The sequence below is a fragment of the Rhizobium sp. K33 genome, assembly GCF_056501445.1.
The window spans coordinates 544,116-562,194 of the sequence record NZ_CP096478.1 but is presented as its reverse complement, the minus strand read 5'-3'; the positions used below and the strand labels follow the sequence as shown (position 1 = coordinate 562,194).

18 protein-coding genes are annotated in these 18,079 nt (G+C 62.5%); 10 read left to right on the top strand and 8 right to left on the bottom strand.

Going from position 1 to position 18,079, the window contains the following annotated elements:
- Positions 1-83: 83 nt before the first annotated feature.
- Positions 84-557 carry a redox-sensitive transcriptional activator SoxR gene (soxR, locus tag M1E12_RS02635; RefSeq protein ID WP_479563648.1) on the bottom strand — a complete coding sequence of 158 codons (474 nt, stop codon included), beginning with the start codon at positions 555-557 and terminating at the stop codon, positions 84-86.
- A gap of 77 nt (positions 558-634) precedes the next feature.
- Between soxR and M1E12_RS02630 the strand changes: the two genes are divergently transcribed.
- Both M1E12_RS02630 and M1E12_RS02625 read left to right on the top strand, forming a co-directional pair.
- On the top strand, positions 635-2,113 hold the full coding sequence (locus tag M1E12_RS02630; RefSeq protein WP_479563647.1) for an MFS transporter: 1,479 nt from the start codon (positions 635-637) through the stop codon (positions 2,111-2,113).
- Between the two features lie 79 nt (positions 2,114-2,192).
- Positions 2,193-3,239: a polysaccharide deacetylase family protein gene (locus M1E12_RS02625; RefSeq protein WP_479563646.1), complete on the top strand. Its 1,047-nt coding sequence runs from the start codon at positions 2,193-2,195 to the stop codon at positions 3,237-3,239.
- A gap of 15 nt (positions 3,240-3,254) precedes the next feature.
- Here M1E12_RS02625 and pdxH read toward each other — a convergent pair whose 3' ends face one another.
- Complete coding sequence (gene pdxH, locus M1E12_RS02620; RefSeq protein WP_136538368.1) at positions 3,255-3,869, bottom strand: pyridoxamine 5'-phosphate oxidase; 615 nt, start codon at positions 3,867-3,869, stop codon at positions 3,255-3,257.
- A 65-nt stretch (positions 3,870-3,934) separates the two neighbouring features.
- On the opposite strand from pdxH, the gene M1E12_RS02615 reads away from it, so the two are divergent.
- Positions 3,935-4,390: an RT0821/Lpp0805 family surface protein gene (locus M1E12_RS02615; protein ID WP_167494874.1), complete on the top strand. Its 456-nt coding sequence runs from the start codon at positions 3,935-3,937 to the stop codon at positions 4,388-4,390.
- A gap of 222 nt (positions 4,391-4,612) precedes the next feature.
- The gene (locus M1E12_RS02610) at positions 4,613-5,884 is read left to right on the top strand and encodes a DnaJ domain-containing protein (RefSeq protein WP_479563645.1); all 1,272 of its coding nucleotides are present in this window, start codon (positions 4,613-4,615) and stop codon (positions 5,882-5,884) included.
- A gap of 18 nt (positions 5,885-5,902) precedes the next feature.
- Here M1E12_RS02610 and M1E12_RS02605 read toward each other — a convergent pair whose 3' ends face one another.
- Positions 5,903-6,691, bottom strand: coding sequence for a DUF2243 domain-containing protein (locus tag M1E12_RS02605; protein ID WP_479563644.1), 789 nt, complete (start codon positions 6,689-6,691; stop codon positions 5,903-5,905).
- Positions 6,692-6,935: 244 nt separating this feature from the next.
- Here M1E12_RS02605 and fabI point away from each other — a divergent pair, with 244 nt between their 5' ends.
- Positions 6,936-7,754, top strand: coding sequence for an enoyl-ACP reductase FabI (gene fabI / locus M1E12_RS02600; RefSeq protein ID WP_113460604.1), 819 nt, complete (start codon positions 6,936-6,938; stop codon positions 7,752-7,754).
- A gap of 16 nt (positions 7,755-7,770) precedes the next feature.
- On the top strand, positions 7,771-8,361 hold the full coding sequence (locus tag M1E12_RS02595) for a histidine phosphatase family protein (protein ID WP_479563643.1): 591 nt from the start codon (positions 7,771-7,773) through the stop codon (positions 8,359-8,361).
- A gap of 43 nt (positions 8,362-8,404) precedes the next feature.
- Here M1E12_RS02595 and M1E12_RS02590 read toward each other — a convergent pair whose 3' ends face one another.
- On the bottom strand, positions 8,405-8,665 hold the full coding sequence (locus M1E12_RS02590) for a DUF1344 domain-containing protein (RefSeq protein WP_113460690.1): 261 nt from the start codon (positions 8,663-8,665) through the stop codon (positions 8,405-8,407).
- A 307-nt stretch (positions 8,666-8,972) separates the two neighbouring features.
- On the opposite strand from M1E12_RS02590, the gene M1E12_RS02585 reads away from it, so the two are divergent.
- The 3 genes from M1E12_RS02585 (at position 8,973) to ribB (ending at position 14,408) form a co-directional block, all read left to right on the top strand.
- A complete protein-coding gene (locus tag M1E12_RS02585) occupies positions 8,973-12,026 on the top strand; it encodes a bifunctional diguanylate cyclase/phosphodiesterase (protein ID WP_479563642.1) in 3,054 nt (1,017 codons plus the stop codon).
- A gap of 175 nt (positions 12,027-12,201) precedes the next feature.
- Positions 12,202-13,296, top strand: coding sequence for a chorismate synthase (gene aroC, locus M1E12_RS02580; protein ID WP_479563641.1), 1,095 nt, complete (start codon positions 12,202-12,204; stop codon positions 13,294-13,296).
- 11 nt (positions 13,297-13,307) lie between these two features.
- Positions 13,308-14,408 carry a 3,4-dihydroxy-2-butanone-4-phosphate synthase gene (ribB, locus tag M1E12_RS02575; protein ID WP_479563640.1) on the top strand — a complete coding sequence of 367 codons (1,101 nt, stop codon included), beginning with the start codon at positions 13,308-13,310 and terminating at the stop codon, positions 14,406-14,408.
- Positions 14,409-14,686: 278 nt separating this feature from the next.
- Here the strand turns inward: ribB and M1E12_RS02570 are convergent, their stop codons facing one another.
- From M1E12_RS02570 to M1E12_RS02555, 4 genes are all read right to left on the bottom strand, one after another.
- Positions 14,687-15,364, bottom strand: coding sequence for an RES family NAD+ phosphorylase (locus M1E12_RS02570; protein ID WP_479563639.1), 678 nt, complete (start codon positions 15,362-15,364; stop codon positions 14,687-14,689).
- A gap of 21 nt (positions 15,365-15,385) precedes the next feature.
- Complete coding sequence (locus M1E12_RS02565; RefSeq protein WP_479563638.1) at positions 15,386-15,817, bottom strand: antitoxin Xre-like helix-turn-helix domain-containing protein; 432 nt, start codon at positions 15,815-15,817, stop codon at positions 15,386-15,388.
- Between the two features lie 61 nt (positions 15,818-15,878).
- Positions 15,879-16,238 (bottom strand): GNAT family N-acetyltransferase, encoded by a 360-nt coding sequence (locus M1E12_RS02560; protein ID WP_479564805.1) that lies wholly within the window; start codon positions 16,236-16,238, stop codon positions 15,879-15,881.
- 90 nt (positions 16,239-16,328) lie between these two features.
- Positions 16,329-17,516: a winged helix-turn-helix domain-containing protein gene (locus M1E12_RS02555; protein ID WP_479563637.1), complete on the bottom strand. Its 1,188-nt coding sequence runs from the start codon at positions 17,514-17,516 to the stop codon at positions 16,329-16,331.
- 56 nt (positions 17,517-17,572) lie between these two features.
- Between M1E12_RS02555 and M1E12_RS02550 the strand changes: the two genes are divergently transcribed.
- Positions 17,573-18,040 carry a hypothetical protein gene (locus M1E12_RS02550; RefSeq protein WP_479563636.1) on the top strand — a complete coding sequence of 156 codons (468 nt, stop codon included), beginning with the start codon at positions 17,573-17,575 and terminating at the stop codon, positions 18,038-18,040.
- The last annotated feature ends 39 nt before the right edge of the window (positions 18,041-18,079 follow it).

Genomic DNA, 18,079 nt, shown 5'->3' with positions numbered 1-18,079 from the left:
AAGAATGGGGCGACAATCAGCCGATCGGGATCAAATGCGACCGTCATTCCACATAACGTCGCTCGAACATGGTGAATGGAAGGTTAATCGCCTGGGCGAATGCTGACAGTGTCGGGGACCGTCAGCGTGACGGCACCGGTACCCTGCCCGGCGAGTACGTCCGAGGGATTGATCAATTGGCAGCGCTGCATCGACAAGCAGCCGCAACCGATGCAGCCGTCGAGATCATTGCGCAGCCGTTCGAGTACCCGGATGCGCGCATCGAGCTTCGACGCCCATCCCGTCGCAATCTGCCGCCAGTCTTCCGCTGTCGGCGTTCTGCCTTCCGGAAGTGCCGACAAGGCATCCGCGACCTCCGACAACGGTAGCCCCACTTCCTGCCCGGCCCGGATCAGGGCGAGCCGACGCAGCACGTCGCGGCTGTAGCGACGCTGGTTTCCGCCGGTCCGGTCGGCCGAGATCAGGCCCTTTCGCTCGTAGAAATGGATGGCCGAAACGGCGAGACCGGTGCGTCTGGCAACGTCTCCGACGGTCAGACGCATTTTTTGTGTGCCCATGGCTTTACCTCAACTTCGGTTGAGGTTGTAGCATGACCCGAAATCGCGTCCAATCGCAGTCTGCAGAGAGAGCCTCCATGACCGAAACCGCCACCGGCACCGTTGTCGACCTTTCCGAAAACGGCAGCGCGGAGCCTCCATCAGCGATCCGCACCAATGGCGGATGGCACGAGTTGCTTCAGCCAGCGCATCTTGCAACGACCCTGATGTTGAGCATGGGTGTCGCCCTCTTCGCCTTCAACAGCTTCTTCGTCTCGACCGTACTGCCAAGTGCGATCGCCGAGATCGGCGGTGGTCATCTCATTGCCTGGTCGGTGTCGCTTTATCTGATCGGCTCGATCGTCGCAGGCGTGACGGCTGCCCGGCTCAAGCAGCGCTTCGGTGCGCGTCGCGTGCTTGTTGTCGCGACCCTTGTCTTTCTTGGCGGAACACTGACGGCCGCTCTTGCCGAAACCATGGAGCAAGTCCTCCTCGGGCGGGTCGGACAGGGGCTCGGCGAAGGGGTGGTTGCCGCCATCTGCTATGCGCTCATCCCGGCGCTCTATCCGTCGCGCCTGGTGCCCAAGGTCTTCGGTGTCGAAGCCATCGTGTGGACCTGCGCTTCGTTCGGCGGACCGTTTGCGGCCGGCTGGCTTGCCGAAAGCTTTTCCTGGCGGACCGCCTTCCTGATCAACTTGCCCCTGGGGCTCGTCTTCTTGCTGCTCGCTTTGATCACAGCGCGTACACGCGAAAGCCTTGGCGAGCAGTCGCCGGTGCCGATCGCTCCGCTGGTGATGCTCGCTGTGGGTCTGCTCATGATCCTGTCATCCGGTGTAGCCCAGGAAGCATGGCTTTCCGCCATGCTGGTGGTCTTCGGACTCGCGCTGCTTGGCCTCAGTGTTCGCCAGGATCGGAGATCGCGCTCAAGCCTGATGCCGCATACCGCGTTTGGCCTGACGTCCACGGTCGGAGCCGGGCTTTGGCTGGTGCTGCTGATGCCGGTGGCGCAGGCCACAAGCGGCGTCTATTTCGTCTTCGGTCTGCAGCGTGGCTTCGGTTTCGGTCCGCTCGCCGCCGGCGGTCTTGGGGCCATCATGGCGATGAGCTGGAGCCTGGTTGCGGTTCTCATTGCCCATGTCGGGACCGCAGGCGCGCGCCGCCGGGCCATCGAGGCGGGTCCGGTGCTGCAGTTTGCCGGGATGGTGATCGTTGCTGCAGGGTTCCACTGGAGCACGCTGCCGCTCCTCGTTGCAGGGCAGATCGTCGTGGGCGCGGCCTTCGGCGCAAGCTGGGCCTTTCTCAGCCAGATGTTGATGGAAGCGAGCATTCCTGGCGAGCGCGACAAGACGTCGGGGCTCATTCCGACGCTTCAATCGGCGGGCTTTGCGATCGGTGCGGCCTTTGCCGGTCTGGCGGGCAACAGTCTGGGCTTGGCAGAGGCGACGGCAAGCGACACGTCGCGGGTCGCGTTCTCGGCAACATTCCTCATTCCGGTGCTGTGGACGATCCCTGCCATGCTGCTGGCCCGGCGTGCCACCCGACTGGCTGCGGAGCTGCCGCATTCCCCACAATATTGAGGCGATGTGTTGAACCTCGCTTAAGGACTCGAGGGGTAGCCTGCCTGATATTGCGGACAATGATGTTTCAGGCGGGGTCATGGCGGGACGGTTCAAACAGGCGCTGAAGCGAGCGTCGATCACGGCTGGGTTGGAGTTTTCCTTCCTGCTGTCCAGGCTCGGCGCCACGCGCAGTCTTCAAGGGCGTGGCGTGATTTTTACGCTCCATCACGTTCATCCTGAAACGAACGACAGCTTTCAGCCGAACCGGCATCTTTCCATCACGCCGGACTTTCTCGATGCCGCGATCCGCACCCTGGCCGGGCGCGGCTATCGTTTCATCCGCCTGGATGAGGTGCCGGCCGCCCTTGCCGAGCCGGATGGGGCTCAGCCCTTCGCCGTCTTCACGCTCGATGACGGTTTCCGCGACAACCGCGACCATGCCTTGCCGGTCTTCGAGCGGCATGGCGTGCCCTTTACGATCTTCGTCTGCAAGGGGCTTTCCGAACGCAGCCATACGATGTGGTGGGATACGCTTGCCGCGCTGATTGCAGCCCGGCCGCGGGTGGCGCTTTGCCTGCCGGCGGGGCGGATCGACCTCGATTGCAGTTCTCTGAAGGCCAAGACGGCGGCGTTCGATGCGGTTGCCCGCCTGCTGATGGCGGGAGACGAGGCGAAGGGTGTGGCGCAACTCGATGCGGTAGCCAATGCCGCGGGCATCAATCCGCATGCGCTGGTCTCCGAAGCGGTGATGGACCGGGAGGAACTGGCAGCGCTTGGCCGAAACCCGCTCGTCTCCTACGGCGCTCATACCGTCAGCCATCGCGGTCTTGCCGACTTGAACGACGAAGACCTGCTCAGAGAATACAATGACAGCGCCGAATATGTGGCCGGCATCACCGGCACGCGGCCCGTCACCTTCGCCTACCCCTACGGCGATGCGCGCAGCGCAACGGTGCGGACGGCGGGATACGCCGATTGGGCAGGTTTCAAGCTCTCAGTGACGACCCGGCCGGGTACGCTGACACCGGCTGCCATGGCGAGCCCGCAGCTTCTGCCGCGGATCTCGCTCAACGGGCTCTACCAGAAGCCCCGCTATGTCGAGGCGCTGGCATCCGGGCTGCCGTCGAAGCTCGTCGGCGGCTGAGCCCCTGCCCTCTGCTCAAGGATACATCCGGACCTTCGACCAGCCGTCGCCGTCGCGGCGGAATTCGATGCGGTCGTGCAGGCGGAACTTGCGGTCGTGCCAGAATTCGATCGATCGCGGGATGATGCGGAAGCCCGACCAATGGGGCGGACGCGGCACGTTGCCGAGCGCGTATTTCGCCGTGTATTCGGCGACTGCCTTTTCCAGCGCGAACCGGCCTTCCAGCGGGCGCGACTGCTTCGACGCCCAGGCACCGATGCGGCTGCCGAGCGGGCGGGACTGGTAATATTCGTCGGCTTCGGCGTCGGAAACCACCTCGACATCACCCCTCAGGCGGATCTGGCGGCGCAGTGATTTCCAATGAAAACACATTGCTGCCTTCTTCTGGCCGAGAATTTCCTGTCCCTTCTGGCTCTCGAAATTCGTGTAAAACACAAAGCCTCTAGCATCGAACCCCTTGAGAAGCACCATACGTACATTCGGAAGCCCGTCCTCATCCACGGTAGCGAGCGCCACCGCATTGGGATCGTTGATCTCCGAGGCCTCGGCATCCTTTAGCCAGGTCGCGAAGAGGGCAAAGGGTTCGCTCTCTTCGGTGAAGTCACCACTTGTTAACCCGATATCTGACATATTGTGTAAAATGCTCCCGATATGCATATTGGCCGCGGATGACGAAGCACTGGATCCTAGGCCCGTTGAAAGACATAGCAAAGTCGGTCGAGCGTACAAAGGGTTGGTGCATGCGTAGAAGCTCGATCTTGCTCGTCATCGCTGCGACACTTCCGCTCAGCGGGTGCTTCGGCAGCAGCATGGACCTCTTTGGTTCAGATACCGTCGACAGCTCGATTTCCACCTCCACTATCGCCAAGAAGGGCAATGGCACGAGTCATTCCGACGAACTCACGGTGCAGAGCGCGGTGTCTTCGGCCGACCTTTCCAAGACGGACGGAAAGCCTTTGCCCTGGGCGAATGCCACGACCGGCAGCGCCGGCGTGGTCACCGCGATCCAGGAGGAAAAGGGTGACGGCGTCATCTGCCGCAACTTCTCCACCACGCGCCATTCCTATGAGGGCATCGCCTATTTCTCCGGCAAGACCTGCACCTCCGGCACCGGCAACTGGCAGCTCATGAGCTTCGACCGCCAATCGTAAACGGCGGATCGATTTCGGTCGCATTCGAAAGATTTGCTTAAGCAAACTCGAAGAAATAGCCCGCCCCGCCCTGATGCGGCGTAACCTTCGATTAGCAACTCCCGTGCGACGCTCCTTCCAACTGTAGCAATCGTCTCCGCATGAATTTCGCGGAGCGGCGTAAAATTTCGCGGATGGGCGCCATGATCGGGCTCTTCCGCATGAGGTGTGTTGGTGTCCTCGATGCGTGATTTCTACTCGATCCTCGGCGTGAAGCGCGATGCCGGCGCAGATGAGATCAAGGCCGCCTGGCGGACCAAGGCGAAGACAGTGCATCCGGACCAGAACCGGGACGATCCGCAGGCGCATAACCGCTTTGCCGAGATCGGCCGTGCCTATGAAGTGCTCAAGGATCCGGCCAAACGCAGCCGGTATGATCAACAACGCATGAAGGTCGAAGCCTTGGAACGCGAACAGACGATCATGCAGCAGCGCCAGGCAGCGCGCGAGGCAGCCGAAAAGGCGAAGCAGGCCAAGGCGAATGCCGAACGCGTGCTGGAAGAACTCGCCCGCGCCGAGGCGGAGAAAGCCAAGGCAGATGCCGCGCAGGCCGCTCAGGCGGCAAAAGCCAAGGCCGCGAAGGATCAGGCCGCCGAGGCCAAGGCTAAAGCGCAGGCACAGGCCAGCACGTCGAGCGACAGCGCCGAGACGACCGCTGCCTCCGGCGCTCAGAAGGCGGCAGCAGGCGGCGCCTCTGCCGGCGCCTCACAAGGGGCGACGGCATCGGTCGGAGGGACGGCGTCCGGCACCGAGGAAACGGTCTCTCGCATCTTCGGCGACAGCCCCGAAGCGGCTGCAGCCGCGGAGAACCTGCGGCGCGAACAGGAGGCGGCGGATCTTTCCGAGGGGCTGCCCCTCAAGCCTGCTGCCTCGCCGCTGCTCGCGCCGATCGAACTCTTCAGCTCGCTTGTCCGTCGCCTGCGGGGCGCGCCGCCACCGCTGCCGGAAAAGGCCCCTGACATCTTTGCCGAGGCCGTGGTTGCGATTACCGATCTGCTCGACCAGAAATCCGTGCCGATCACGCTGAACGACGGTCGCGAAGTGCGCGTGCCGCTCGAAGGGGTGACCGACGGCCATGTCGTTCGCCTGAAGAACCAGGGCCTAAAATTCCAGGGTCTGCAGCGGGGCGATGTTGCCGTGACCATCAAGGTGGCAAAGGCGGAGCGTTTCCTCGTTGACCAGTTCGACATCCGCACCGTGCTGCCGATCACGCTCGAAAATGCCGTGCTCGGTTGCGAAAGCCAGGTGGAAGGCCCCGACGGCACCATGGTGCCCGTGACGGTTCCGGCATGGTCCAATTCCGATCAGGTGATCCGCATCGACGAACTCGGCCTTCCCAATGGCGAAGGCGGGCGCGGTGCGCTTGTGGTCGAGTTGCGCGTCATGCTGTGGGAAAAGCCGGACGAGAAGGTGACGGACCTCATGCGCCTGATGCGCGAGGGGCTTTACATCTGATCTCGCCCTGAGCGCGCCTCAGGCCTCTTCGGGCAGCGTGTAATCAAGGCAGCCCGCCGGCAAACCGGCGCCGCTCACCACCAGCGCACCATGAGCATAAAGGCTGCTTGCAGGAGCGCCTTCGGGCAAAGCGACGGCCCAGAGCGTGCCGGAGGGGTCTCGGCCCGCAAGCGATCCGTCAACGGCCGCGATCGCCGCCATCACGCCCGTCTCATCCATGCCCGATCGAAAGAGAACGACAACCGGGCCCTCGGAGGCCGGTGGAAAGGCCTGGACCGCGCCCGCGGCGACGGTGATCACTGCCAGAGCGAGCGGTGCTGCATGGAAACCGCTCCCCCTGCCCCCGCGTTTGAGCCAGACACCTAGAAGAGCCGGCGCGAGACCGAAGAGACACAGCCAGAGAAGGTCCCAGACCAGCGGCATATCGCTATCCATGCGAATACGATGAATGCCGAGAAGCCAGTGGGAGAGGAGGGCATCGGTGATGTGCCAGGAGCCGAAGCCGATAAGCCCCCAGGCGAGGCCGAGGCGACCGGCAGCCGGCGCAAGGACCGCCGCCCGGCCGCGCCACAACCACAACAGCCCGAGAGCTGCAACAAGATACATGGCGAGATGAAAGAGCCCGTCCGTCAGGATCAGGAAGCGCAGGTCGGCCGCCGCCTGCGGCAGGCCGCTCAGGAGATGGTGCCATTGCAGGATCTGGTGCAACAGAATGCCGTCGAAGAAGCCTCCAAGCGCAAAGCCCAAGGCACCGGACGCCATGGCCGCGTAACCCGCCTGTCGTCCTGCCTTCGATATCTTGTTCATCTCATGCCCTCCTGCAAGGAGACCCCAACAGCAGGAGCGACGGAGAGTTCCAGATTCGTCGAATGCGCGGAGCGTTGCGACGCGACACAGGCAAGTGCCGGAAGCTTGCTCGCTGATTTATGAGGGATTTTTGAAGTATACAGCCAATGTTCCCTGTCGGCCTTTCGATGATCTGCTTCAATCTTGAACGCCGGAACGGCCTATGCCATAGGCAAGTCCACCGAAAGTCTCAAAGGGTCTCGATATGGTTCAGGGTTCCGGCCTTATGGCAGGCAAGCGCGGCGTCATCATGGGTGTTGCCAACAATCGCTCCATCGCTTGGGGCATCGCGAAGGCTTGCCGCGATCAGGGCGCAGAGATTGCTCTGACCTGGCAAGGCGACGCGCTGAAAAAGCGTGTCGAGCCGCTCGCCCAGGAACTCGATGCCTTCCTCGCCGGAGACTGCGACGTCACCAATCTCGACAGCATCGACGCCGTCTTCAACAATATCGAGGCCAAGTGGGGCAAGATCGACTTCGTCGTGCATGCCATCGCATTTTCCGACAAGGACGAGCTGACCGGCCGCTACATCGAGACGACGCGCGACAACTTTGCGCGCACCATGGACATCTCCGTCTATTCATTCACGGCAGTCGCAGCGCGCGCTGAAAAAATCATGAACGACGGCGGCTCGCTTTTGACGCTGACCTATTACGGCGCCGAAAAGGTCATGCCGCATTACAACGTCATGGGTGTCGCCAAGGCCGCGCTCGAGGCCTCTGTTCGCTATCTTGCCGTCGACATGGGCGGTCGCGGTATCCGCGTCAACGCGATCTCGGCGGGCCCGATCAAGACGCTGGCAGCTTCCGGCATCGGCGACTTCCGCTATATCCTCAAGTGGAACGAGTATCACTCGCCGCTCAAGCGCAACGTCACGACCGACGAGGTGGGCAAGTCGGGCATGTATCTCTTGTCCGATCTTTCGACGGGGGTTTCCGGCGAGGTGCATCATGTCGACTGCGGGTATCACACCGTCGGCATGAAGTCGGTCGACGCGCCCGACATCGTTCTCGGCAAGGACTGACATCGGAGACTGCGCCGTGCTCATCTACATGATCCGCCACGGCCAGACCGACTGGAATGCCGAAGGCCGGATGCAGGGCCAGAAGGATATCGGCCTCAACGAGATCGGCCGCCAGCAGGCGAGCGAAAACGGCCGCAAACTCGCACAGATCATTGGCGACAGCGCCGGGGATTTCGATTTTGTCAGCTCGCCTCTGGGGCGGACCCGTGACACCATGGAGCGGCTGCGTGCCGCCATGGGCCTCGACCCCACCCAATACCGCATGGATGATCGGCTGAAGGAGCTCTCCTTCGGCGACTGGGAAGGCTCAACGCTGCCGGAACTGGCGCAGGTGTCGCCGGAGCGCGTGGCGGAGCGGGCACGGCAGAAATGGGGTTTCATTCCGCCCGGCGACGATGCCGAGAGCTACGAGATCCTGTCCTGGCGGATCGGGGCCTGGCTGAAATCAGTGGAGATGCCGACCGTCTGCGTCAGCCATGGCGGCGTCATCCGCAGTTGCTTCCGGCTGATCGGCGATGTCGGTGAAGACGAGGCCTGCGAGATGAACATTCCGCAGGACCGTATTCTGAAGATCGATCGCGACCAGAAGCGCATCGGCTGGATCTGATCGCGACTGCGGGCTGCCGGAGATCAGCAACCCGAGCTTCAAGTCACTGCAGGACTTCCAGATCGTCGACGACGCGCTTGCCGTCCACTTCCGTGTAGAAGACGATGACCTTCTGACCCGGCTCCAGACCCTCGAAGTTGAATTCGGCCGGGACGGCATAGCTCTTGCCGTCATCGAGTTCGAGGCTCATGCCTTCGATGTTCACGTCACGGATCGTGGCTTCGACATCGGCGCTGCCGGCGAGGACGGCGACGGGGGAGAGGAAGCTTGCCGTGGCAAGAAGCAGGGATATCACGACACGCATGCGAACCACCTTCGACCAAATCAATGCTGAAAACGACTTCAAACTAGCCTCCCGAATGTGGCGGAATTCGCCCGCGATCATGACTTTTCAATGGGATTGTTGACCCGAATGGAGCCCCGGATCAAGCGCTGCGCTCGGGTTATCCTTGGGTGAATAGACCTCGATTGTATTTCTTTGCCGTGATCCACAAGCAACTGGTGTGCCCGCGATAAAGTAGAGCGACGGAAAAAAGCCAGCGTCTCCCGAAATCCTAAATTAACCGCCGGGCCATAGACTTAGCGGGAACGGGATCAGGGGATACCTAGACTTGCGTAAATTGATGAAGGACTCGCGGGCCGATAGCAGGTGGGGCAACGGCATGCTCTGGCTGATCGGCGGCGCTTTACTCAGCGTCCTGATCGTTTCCGCAGGGTTCATGATCGACCGGCAGACGGCGCTCAGCGAACGCGGCCGGGTGGAGCAGACGGTGCTTGAGCGTCTGCAACATGCGAAGTCCGAAATCGAGACGCAGATCGCGCGGGACATTGATCTGGCGCTGGCGCTGGCCGATGACATCGCGGACGACGGCATGATGTCGCCGCCGGAGCTGAACCGCACGATCGAACGGATGCTGAAGGTCAACAGCCATTTCCGCTCCATCCGTTTCGCGCCCCTGACCGACCCCAAGCGCATGGCGTTCACGGCCCTGATCAGCCAGGCAGAACGCGGCTTCACGATCGACATCCCCGTGCCTCCCCTGCCTTGGCAAGGCCAGCAAAGCTGGATTTCGCTGATCGTCGACATCGACGGAGATGGCTTTTTCGGCACCAATCGGCTTCTCGCAGAAGAGGTCTTGCCCGGCCAGGAAGACCATGACCACACGAAGCTGGCGGTGACACTGCCGTCGACGAGCGGCAATGATATCGTCTTCGGTGACGCCTCGCTTTTCGATGAGCAGCCGGTATCGTTGGCCTTCACGGTGGATGGACTGCCGTTCCGGATCTACGGCGTACCCACAGACGGCTGGGATGCGGCAATGAACCGTCTGCTTCCGAGCCGCCTTCTGGTCCTAGCCGGCGTGGTCGCGATGATGATCTCGGTCCTTCTTGCCGTTTACCTGCTGCGCGAGCGCAATCTCAACATTGCCCGCCTGAGGGGGCGCGAGCAGCGCCTGCTCGAATTGTCGGAGCGCTTTCAGCTGGCGCTTGAAACCTCCAATATCGGCATCTGGGAGATCGACACGGTAACCCATGCCCTGATCTGGGATAGCCGCAGCGCCGGACTGCACGGTCTTCCCGAAAGTCTCGCCGAAGACGAAGACAGGCTCGCGGACTGGTTCGCTTCGCTGCATGCGGATGATATCGGGCGCGCCGAGCAGCTTTACTTTGACTGTGTCATCGCCGCGTCCGCCGACCAGTGGGACATCCACTATCGGGTTCCCCTATCCGACGACAGCTTCCGCTATCTTCGCTCCGTGGGTGCACGAACGCTGGACGGCAACATCACCGGTATCGTCTGCGACGTCACGACCGATACCCTCGTCACCCAGTCGCTCAGCAAGGCGAAGGAAAACAGCGACATCAAGAATGCCGAACTCGAGCTCGCGCTCGAGGAGCTTTCCAGCCGCGAGCATCAGCTTGCCGAAGCGTCACAGCGTCTCGACCTCGCACTCGGCTCCTACAATTGCGGCACCTGGGAAGGCGATCCGGTTACGCGCAGCGCGATCTGGGACGAGCGCATGCACCAGCTCTATGGCGTGCCCTTCAGCGACAAGGCCGTTCCCGAACATGTGTGGCTTTCGCGCCTTCATCCCGACGACCGGGGCGAGATCCAGCTCGCCACCAAGCGCGCTGTCACCCTCGACCAGGTCATCAACACCACCCAGCGCGTGGTGCTGCAAAATGGCGAGATGCGCTATATTCGCTCCGTCGGGCAGCCGCATGTCGGCCGTGACGGCAAGAAGAAGCTGATCGGGATTGCCTTCGACGTGACCGCCGATGCGCTGCTTGCCGAACAGCTGCGTACCGCCAAGGCGGAAGCCGACATGCGCAACATCGAACTGGAACTGGCCAAGAACCGGATCGAATTCAACGCGCTGCACGATCCGCTCACCTCGCTGGCAAACCGCCGCAAGCTCGATCTCGAGCTGGACACGCTGGCGCGCAGCGGCGACCGTCAGTCCGCCAAATTCGCGATCCTCCATCTCGACCTCGACCGTTTCAAGGAAATCAACGACACGCTGGGCCATGCCGCGGGCGACGCGATGCTGGTCCATGCCTCTCGCATCCTGATGAAGCATGTACCGCGCGGTGATCTCGTGGCACGTATCGGCGGCGACGAGTTCGTGGTTCTGGCCCGCCGCCAGACGACGGTGGATGAACTCGCAACCCTGTCGAACAAGATCATCGAGGAAATGCGCCAGCCGCTCGACTTCGAAGGATTCGACTGTCGCTGCGGCGTGTCGATCGGCATCGCGCAGGCGCATGGACCCGCGCCGGATGCGCGTAAGGTCCTGATCAATGCCGATATCGCGCTCTATCAGGCCAAGGAAAAGGGCCGAAACTGCTACGAGTTCTTCACGCCGGACCTGCAGGCTAATATCGTTGCCAAGAAGCGCATGGCCGACGACATGCTGGCCGGGCTCGACCGGGATGAATTCGTCGTTTTCTACCAGCCACAATTCGACGCCTCGAGCATGCAGCTCTGCGGTGCGGAAGCCCTCATCCGCTGGCGCCATCCCGACCGCGGCATTCTCGCCTCCGGCAACTTCCTGAAAGTGGCGGAAGACCTGAACGTCATGGCCCGCATCGACGAACTGGTGCTGCAGACGGCGCTGAAGGACCAGATGCGCTGGACAGCGCTTGGCATGCAGGTGCCGCGCATTTCCGTCAACGTGTCCTCCAGGCGCCTGCATGACGACAATCTGATCGACCAGCTGACAGGGCTTGCGATCACGCCCGGTTCGATCTGCTTCGAGCTGGTGGAATCCATCTTCCTCGACGAGAGCGATACGCTGGCATCCGACAATATCGAGAAGATCAAGGCGCTCGGGATCGACATCGAAATCGACGATTTCGGCACCGGCCATACCTCGATCGTCTCGCTGTTGAAGCTCAAGCCAAAGCGGCTGAAGATCGATCGGCAGCTTGTGATGCCGGTGACCCAGCAGCCGCAGGAGCGCAGCCTGGTGCGCAACATCGTCGAGATCGCCCGGTCACTCGGCATCGAAACGGTTGCAGAAGGCGTGGAAACACACGAGCATGCCGGCATCCTGCGGCAGCTCGGCTGCGACTATCTCCAGGGTTATGCCTTCGCCAAGCCGCTTTCCTTCGAGGACTTCACCCGCTTCGTCGACCGCTTGCCGCAGCGCAAGGCCTCGTAAGGCTCCCCGGCTTCGGATCATTGCGCCTGCGGTGACACTGTGTTGTCGCAAATCGGCGGCAACGGGCGCAAAAGCGCTTCACAGCCTTCGCGGATTTGCTCTATGAGTGACGCCATCCAAGGCAGGGCCCGCCGGAAGACGTTCCGGTGGACGAGAATGGAACGGTAGCTCACGCATGTCGCACAATACCTTCGGTCACCTCTTCCGCGTCACCACCTGGGGCGAAAGCCATGGGCCGGCGCTCGGCGCGGTCGTCGACGGCTGCCCTCCCGGCGTCCGCTTCGCCCAGGAGGACCTGCAGGTCTTCATGGACAAGCGCAAGCCCGGCCAGTCGCGTTTCGTGACGCAGAGGCGCGAGGACGACATCGTGAAGGTCTTGTCCGGCGTGATGCCGCAGGAAGACGGGACGATGATCACGACCGGCACGCCCGTGTCGCTCTTCATCGAGAACACCGACCAGCGCTCCAAGGACTATGGTGAGATCGCCAAGCGTTATCGCCCCGGCCATGCCGATTACACCTATGATCTGAAGTACGGGATCCGCGACTATCGCGGCGGCGGACGTTCGTCTGCCCGCGAGACGGCAGCCCGCGTTGCGGCCGGTGCGCTGGCAAGGCTTGCCATGCCTGGTGTGACCATTCGCGGCGCGCTGGTGCAGATCGGGACGCACAAGATCAATCGCGACAACTGGGATTGGGCGCAGGTCGACCAGAACCCGTTCTTCTGCCCTGATGCGGCGATGGTGCCCGTGTTCGAGGACTATCTCGACGGCATCCGCAAGGCCGGCTCCTCCGTTGGCGCGGTGATCGAAGTGGTCGCAGAGGGTGTTCCGGCCGGGATCGGTGCGCCCGTCTACGGCAAGCTCGACCAGGATATCGCCGCAGGTCTCATGTCGATCAACGCCGTCAAGGGCGTCGAAGTCGGCAATGGCTTCCAGGCTGCCGAAATCACCGGCGAGGAAAATGCGGACGAGATGCGGATCGGCGCCGATGGCAAGCCGGTCTTCCTGTCCAACCATGCCGGCGGCGTGCTGGGCGGGATCTCGACCGGCGAGCCGATCGTTGCGCGCTTTGCCATCAAGCCGACGTCTTCGATCCTGACCGAAAAGCGCTCGATCGATGCCGACGGCAATGAGGTCGATGTGCGCACCAAGGGCCGCCACGACCCCTGCGTCGGCATCCGCGCCGTGCCCGTCGGCGAAGCGATGCTCGCCTGCATCCTGCTCGATCATATCCTGAGAGACCGCGGCCAGAACGGCCGGACCAGATAAGGACTTGCCCCATGAGCTATGACCAGAAGCGCGTCGTCGAGGCGATCCGCGCCTTCGAAGCCGGCGAAATCGTCGTCGTGACCGATGATGACGGGCGCGAGAACGAAGGCGACCTGATCGTCGCCGCGGTCCACTGCACGGCGGAGAAGATGGCCTTCATCGTGCGCCATACCTCGGGGATCGTCTGCGCCCCGATGCCGAAGGAAGAGGCCAAGCGACTGAACCTTTCGGCCATGGTTGCGGAAAACGACAGTGCCCATACGACGGCCTTCACGGTCTCCGTCGACTTCAAGCATGGCACGACGACCGGGATTTCCGCTGACGACCGCACGCTGACGGTGCGTAACCTCGCCAATCCGAATGTCGGCCCCTCCGATTTCGTGCGCCCGGGTCACATCTTCCCGCTGGTCGCGCGCGAAGGCGGTGTTCTCATGCGTTCCGGCCACACGGAAGCGGCCGTCGACCTCTGCAAGCTCGCCGGTCTGCCGCCGATCGGCGTCATCTGCGAACTCGTCAACGATGAAGGCACCGTGACCCGTGGCCAGCAGGTGGCGGACTTCGCGGTGAAGCATGGCCTCAAGCAGGTCTCGGTCGCCGATCTCATCGCCTATCGCCAGCGCAAGGAGACGCTGATCCAGCTCGTCTCCAAGTTCGACCTGCAGACGCCCTATGGTCCGGCCAAGGCCTATGCCTATTCGCTGCCCTGGGATCCGATGCAGCATCTCGCCGTCGTCTTCGGGGACATCCGCGATGGCGAGGACATTCCGGTGCGCCTGCATCTCGAGCATGTCGGCAAGGACGTGTTCGGGACCGACAGGCAGATCGACGGGATCATGAAGCGGATCGCCGACAAGGGCCGCGGCGTGATCGTCTATCTGCGGGAAGGCTCTGTCGGCGTTGGTGTCTCGACCACGGCGCGCAGCGGCAAGCAGGATCGCGAAGATCATTCGGAAGCCCAGGCGCGTGAAAGCGAATGGCTGGAGATCGGTTTGGGTGCCCAGATCCTCAAGGATCTCGGGGTTACCTCGATCCGGCTGTTTTCGTCGCGCGAACGCCACTATGTCGGTCTCGAAGGCTTCGGGATTCGGATTGCGGCGACGGAGATCGTCTAAGGCTTTGTGGGTCTTCCTTGATCCATCGATGTTGTGGCGGCGGCTTGCAGCCGCCTGATCACCCCACCCCGGACCTTCGGTCCGACCCTCCCCCTTAAGGGGAGGGTGGAAAATGCGGCAGGGCTCCCGCCGCCCCTCACGTATGTCATCGCCGCAACCGGCGGCCTCCCACCTCCCCCTAGAGGGGGGAGGTCGACGCGGAGCGTCGGGTGGGGGTGACCCGGTGCTGTGGGAAGGGCAAAAGGCTTAAAGGCCTCCCACAAATACGTAGACAACGATCAAGACCCGACCGGCCCCTCCACCACCGGCTCCGGCCTGCCCTTCCAGGTCAGCCGCCAGACATCGCCCTGCCGCACGGACTGGACCGCCGCCGGGCGCAGGATGGCAAAGCAGGTGCCGCCGGGATGGCGGACGGATGGGTAGACGATGCCGTTCAGCCCGGCCCGTCTTGCTTCCAGCGCGAGGCGATTGCCCTCGGGATAGCCGCGGGTCTTGTCCGCCGACAGCGCCGGATGGGCAGGCATCGGTCTGAGGTCGAGAAACTCGCCGGAAACGCTGCAGAACATCTCGGCATATTCGGCCACCGCCTCGAAGACACCGGTGCGGGCGAGGAAGTCTGTCATGTGAAAGGTGATTTCGGCGAGGCAGGTCTCGACGGCGAGCGCCGCATACCAGGCACCACGCGTCTCGCCATTGAAGCGGTTCGGCTCGCGGGGCTTGGCATAGGCGAAGCTCGCATTGATGAAATGGGCGTGCGGCACGTCATAGACGAGTTCATTGGCCGCCAGACCTGAGATGCCCGTCACCTGCGCCTGCATGCGGCTGGAGGTCGCCGCCTCGATCTCCGCGAGTTCAGAGAGTTCGTCATCGCTATCGGCCAGCGGCGCGAGCACCGGCGCGCGAAGGCGAGCCGTGGAGACAAGCCGCACCGTCCTCGGATGAGCGACAGTCACCACCGGGAGGCCTGACACCTCCACTCAGAGACCTCCGCGCACCGCATCGAGATAGCGGCGGACTTCAAGCATATGCGGGATGCCACCCTCGATCATCGCGGCCACGGGCGTGCGGCGATCAAAGAGCGGGCCGCTGTTTTCCAGCATCGGCCAGCGATCGGCCATGGCATCGGCAAAGAGCAGGTGCAGCGCCTTGTAGATGCCCGTGAGTGCGGAGATGCGGGTCATCTGGTCCTGGCTCAGGGTCTTGGTCGCAGTATCCGGCTTCAAGCGCTCCCAGGTGCTGAGCGACACGCCCAGTAGAGCCGCCGACTGCTGACTGGTGAGGTCCCAGTGGGTGACGAGGCGGCGAAAGGCCTTGAGCGCCGTCTGCGACAGGCGCCTGCGATCGGCTTCGTCGGCAAAGCCCGCCGATCGCGGAACCGAAACCAGAGGATTTTCAGCAGCGTGAAGCACGATCAAGTTCCTTCAGTTGACAGTGACAATATACGTCATTTGAAGGTGTTTTTCAAGGCGACTACAAAACCCGGCGCGCCATGCCGACGGACCGCGGTGCCGTCTCGTCGAAGCCGAACTGGCTGTAGAGGCGATTGGCCGGGACATCGGCGATGAGGCTGACATAGGCCGTCTTCGGCAGTGTCGCGATGAAGTCCGACAGCGCCTGCATGATCCATTTTGCGAGGCCCCTGCCCTGATGACCCGGCAGAATGGCGATGTCGGTCACCTGGAAGAAGCAGCCGCCATCGCCGATGATGCGGCCCATGCCGACGGTCTCGTCGCCCAGCATCAGGCTGACGCCGAAGATCGAGTTCGGCAGGCCTTTCTCGGCGGCTTCACGGGAAAAGGGTGTCAGCCCGGATTCGAGGCGTAGCCGCATGTAATCGTCTATGGCGGGCACTCGGAGTTCGATGCGGTAGGCACTGTTGTCGGTCACGTCAGGAGACTTTCTCGTCGGTGTTGCTGATGATCAGGCGAGCCAGCCGGGCTGAAGGCGCACGGCCTCCATGCCGGCGAAGCGGGCAACGCGCTGCAATTCGGCTTCCAGCTTTTCGATGCGGCCGGCAGAGGGTTTGACGCCCGGCTCCAGCCAGAGGCGGCGGACATCGAGCACACCGTCCTTGCGCTCGGCCTTCATGTCGATCCGGCCGATCAGCCGGTCCCCTTCCAAGAGCGGGAAGACATAATAGCCGTATTGCCGCTTCGGCTCGGGCACGAAGACCTCGATGCGGTAGAAGAAGCCGAAGAGGCGTTCGGTGCGGTTTCGGTCACGGATCAGGGGATCGAAGGGCGAGAGTACGCGGATGCGTGCCGGTGGCTCGGGCGCGTCGAGAAGGCTTGCGACCCGGTCGGCGAAGGCGAAGGAGGCGCGTGGCTTGCCGTCGACCGTTTCGAGCTGCAGCTCCTCGAGTTCATCGCGATGGGACGTCACCCAGGCCTTGGCCTCGTCGGGGGTGACGATATCGAAGAAGGCGGCGATCTCGCCCGAGGTCGCAAAGCCGAGACGGGTGAGAGCCGCCCGGCAGGCCCAGTCGACAAAGCTCTCGTGTTCGACTTCGGCCGCGTGATGTTCGGCAGGGATGACGCGCTCAGAAAGGTCATAGACCTTTTGGAAACCCTCGCGGCGGGCAATGGAGAGCTTGCCGGTATGCCACAAGAATTCGAGCGCCGTCTTCGAGGGGTGCCAGTTCCACCAGCCGCCGGACTTGTGATCCTCGGCCTTCACGTCGCGGGCCATGACGGGGCCATGGTCGCGGATGCGGGCATAGGTCTCCTCGAAGGCCTGATCGAAGCCCTCCCCCTGCCACTTCGCCCAGTTCTGCCGGATGCGCGCCTCGCGGCGGACGAAGCGGTGCTTCCAATAGGGAAAGAAGGCTGAAGGAATGACGGAGGCGTCATGCGTCCAGTGTTCGAAGAGCGTGCGGTCCTTTTCCAGGAGATGCTGGAGATCCTTCGTTCGATAGGTCTGATTGCGCGAAAAGAGGATCTGGTGATGCGCCCGCTCGACCCACTGGATGCTGTCGACCTGAACAAAGCCCAGATCATGGATCAGGTCGTAGAGCCCCTCACGCCCGAGCGCCTTGGTCGGCGAGCGCGACAGGCCCTGCCGTTCGAGGAAGATTTTGCGCGCGAGAGCATTGGGGACGGGAATCGACATGGCATGAGGCTAGGACACGTTCGCGATTTGTTCAATGGGTTCTGGCCGTCTAGTCCGTGCCGAAAAAACCGGATACAACTCATGAGAGAAATTACTTTTTCAGTCTGGAGGCGATAGCGTTGAAGGAGCCGAGACATTGGCCACGTTTCAAGCCATTGATCTTGGGAGAGCTACCGGTTCATCAACTTCGCCGTTTCGGCCTGGACCTTAATCCCGGCCTCGTCAGCTTCTCCATCCCGGCTCAGAAACACGCTTTCAAGTCTCACCCGGACACCTTCATGTCCTGCCTGCCATTTGTTTCTCAGGCCGTTGTCGACCCCAGCCATGTCGGCCAGTCACCGAAACATGCGGCGGAGGGTTTCGAGCTGATACGGGAAGCTCGACAATCCGAACTCATCATTCTCGTAGCAGTGCTGATCAGGCCGAGCCGACGGGGCGTCTACCTCGTCAAATCGGTCTATCCGATCGACCAGAACAAACTCGCCAACCGTCTGCGCAAAGGGCACCTGATCAAGACCTCATAGAAAACCCCGCGTGAAGCGGGGCTTTCCATTCTCGCCGGG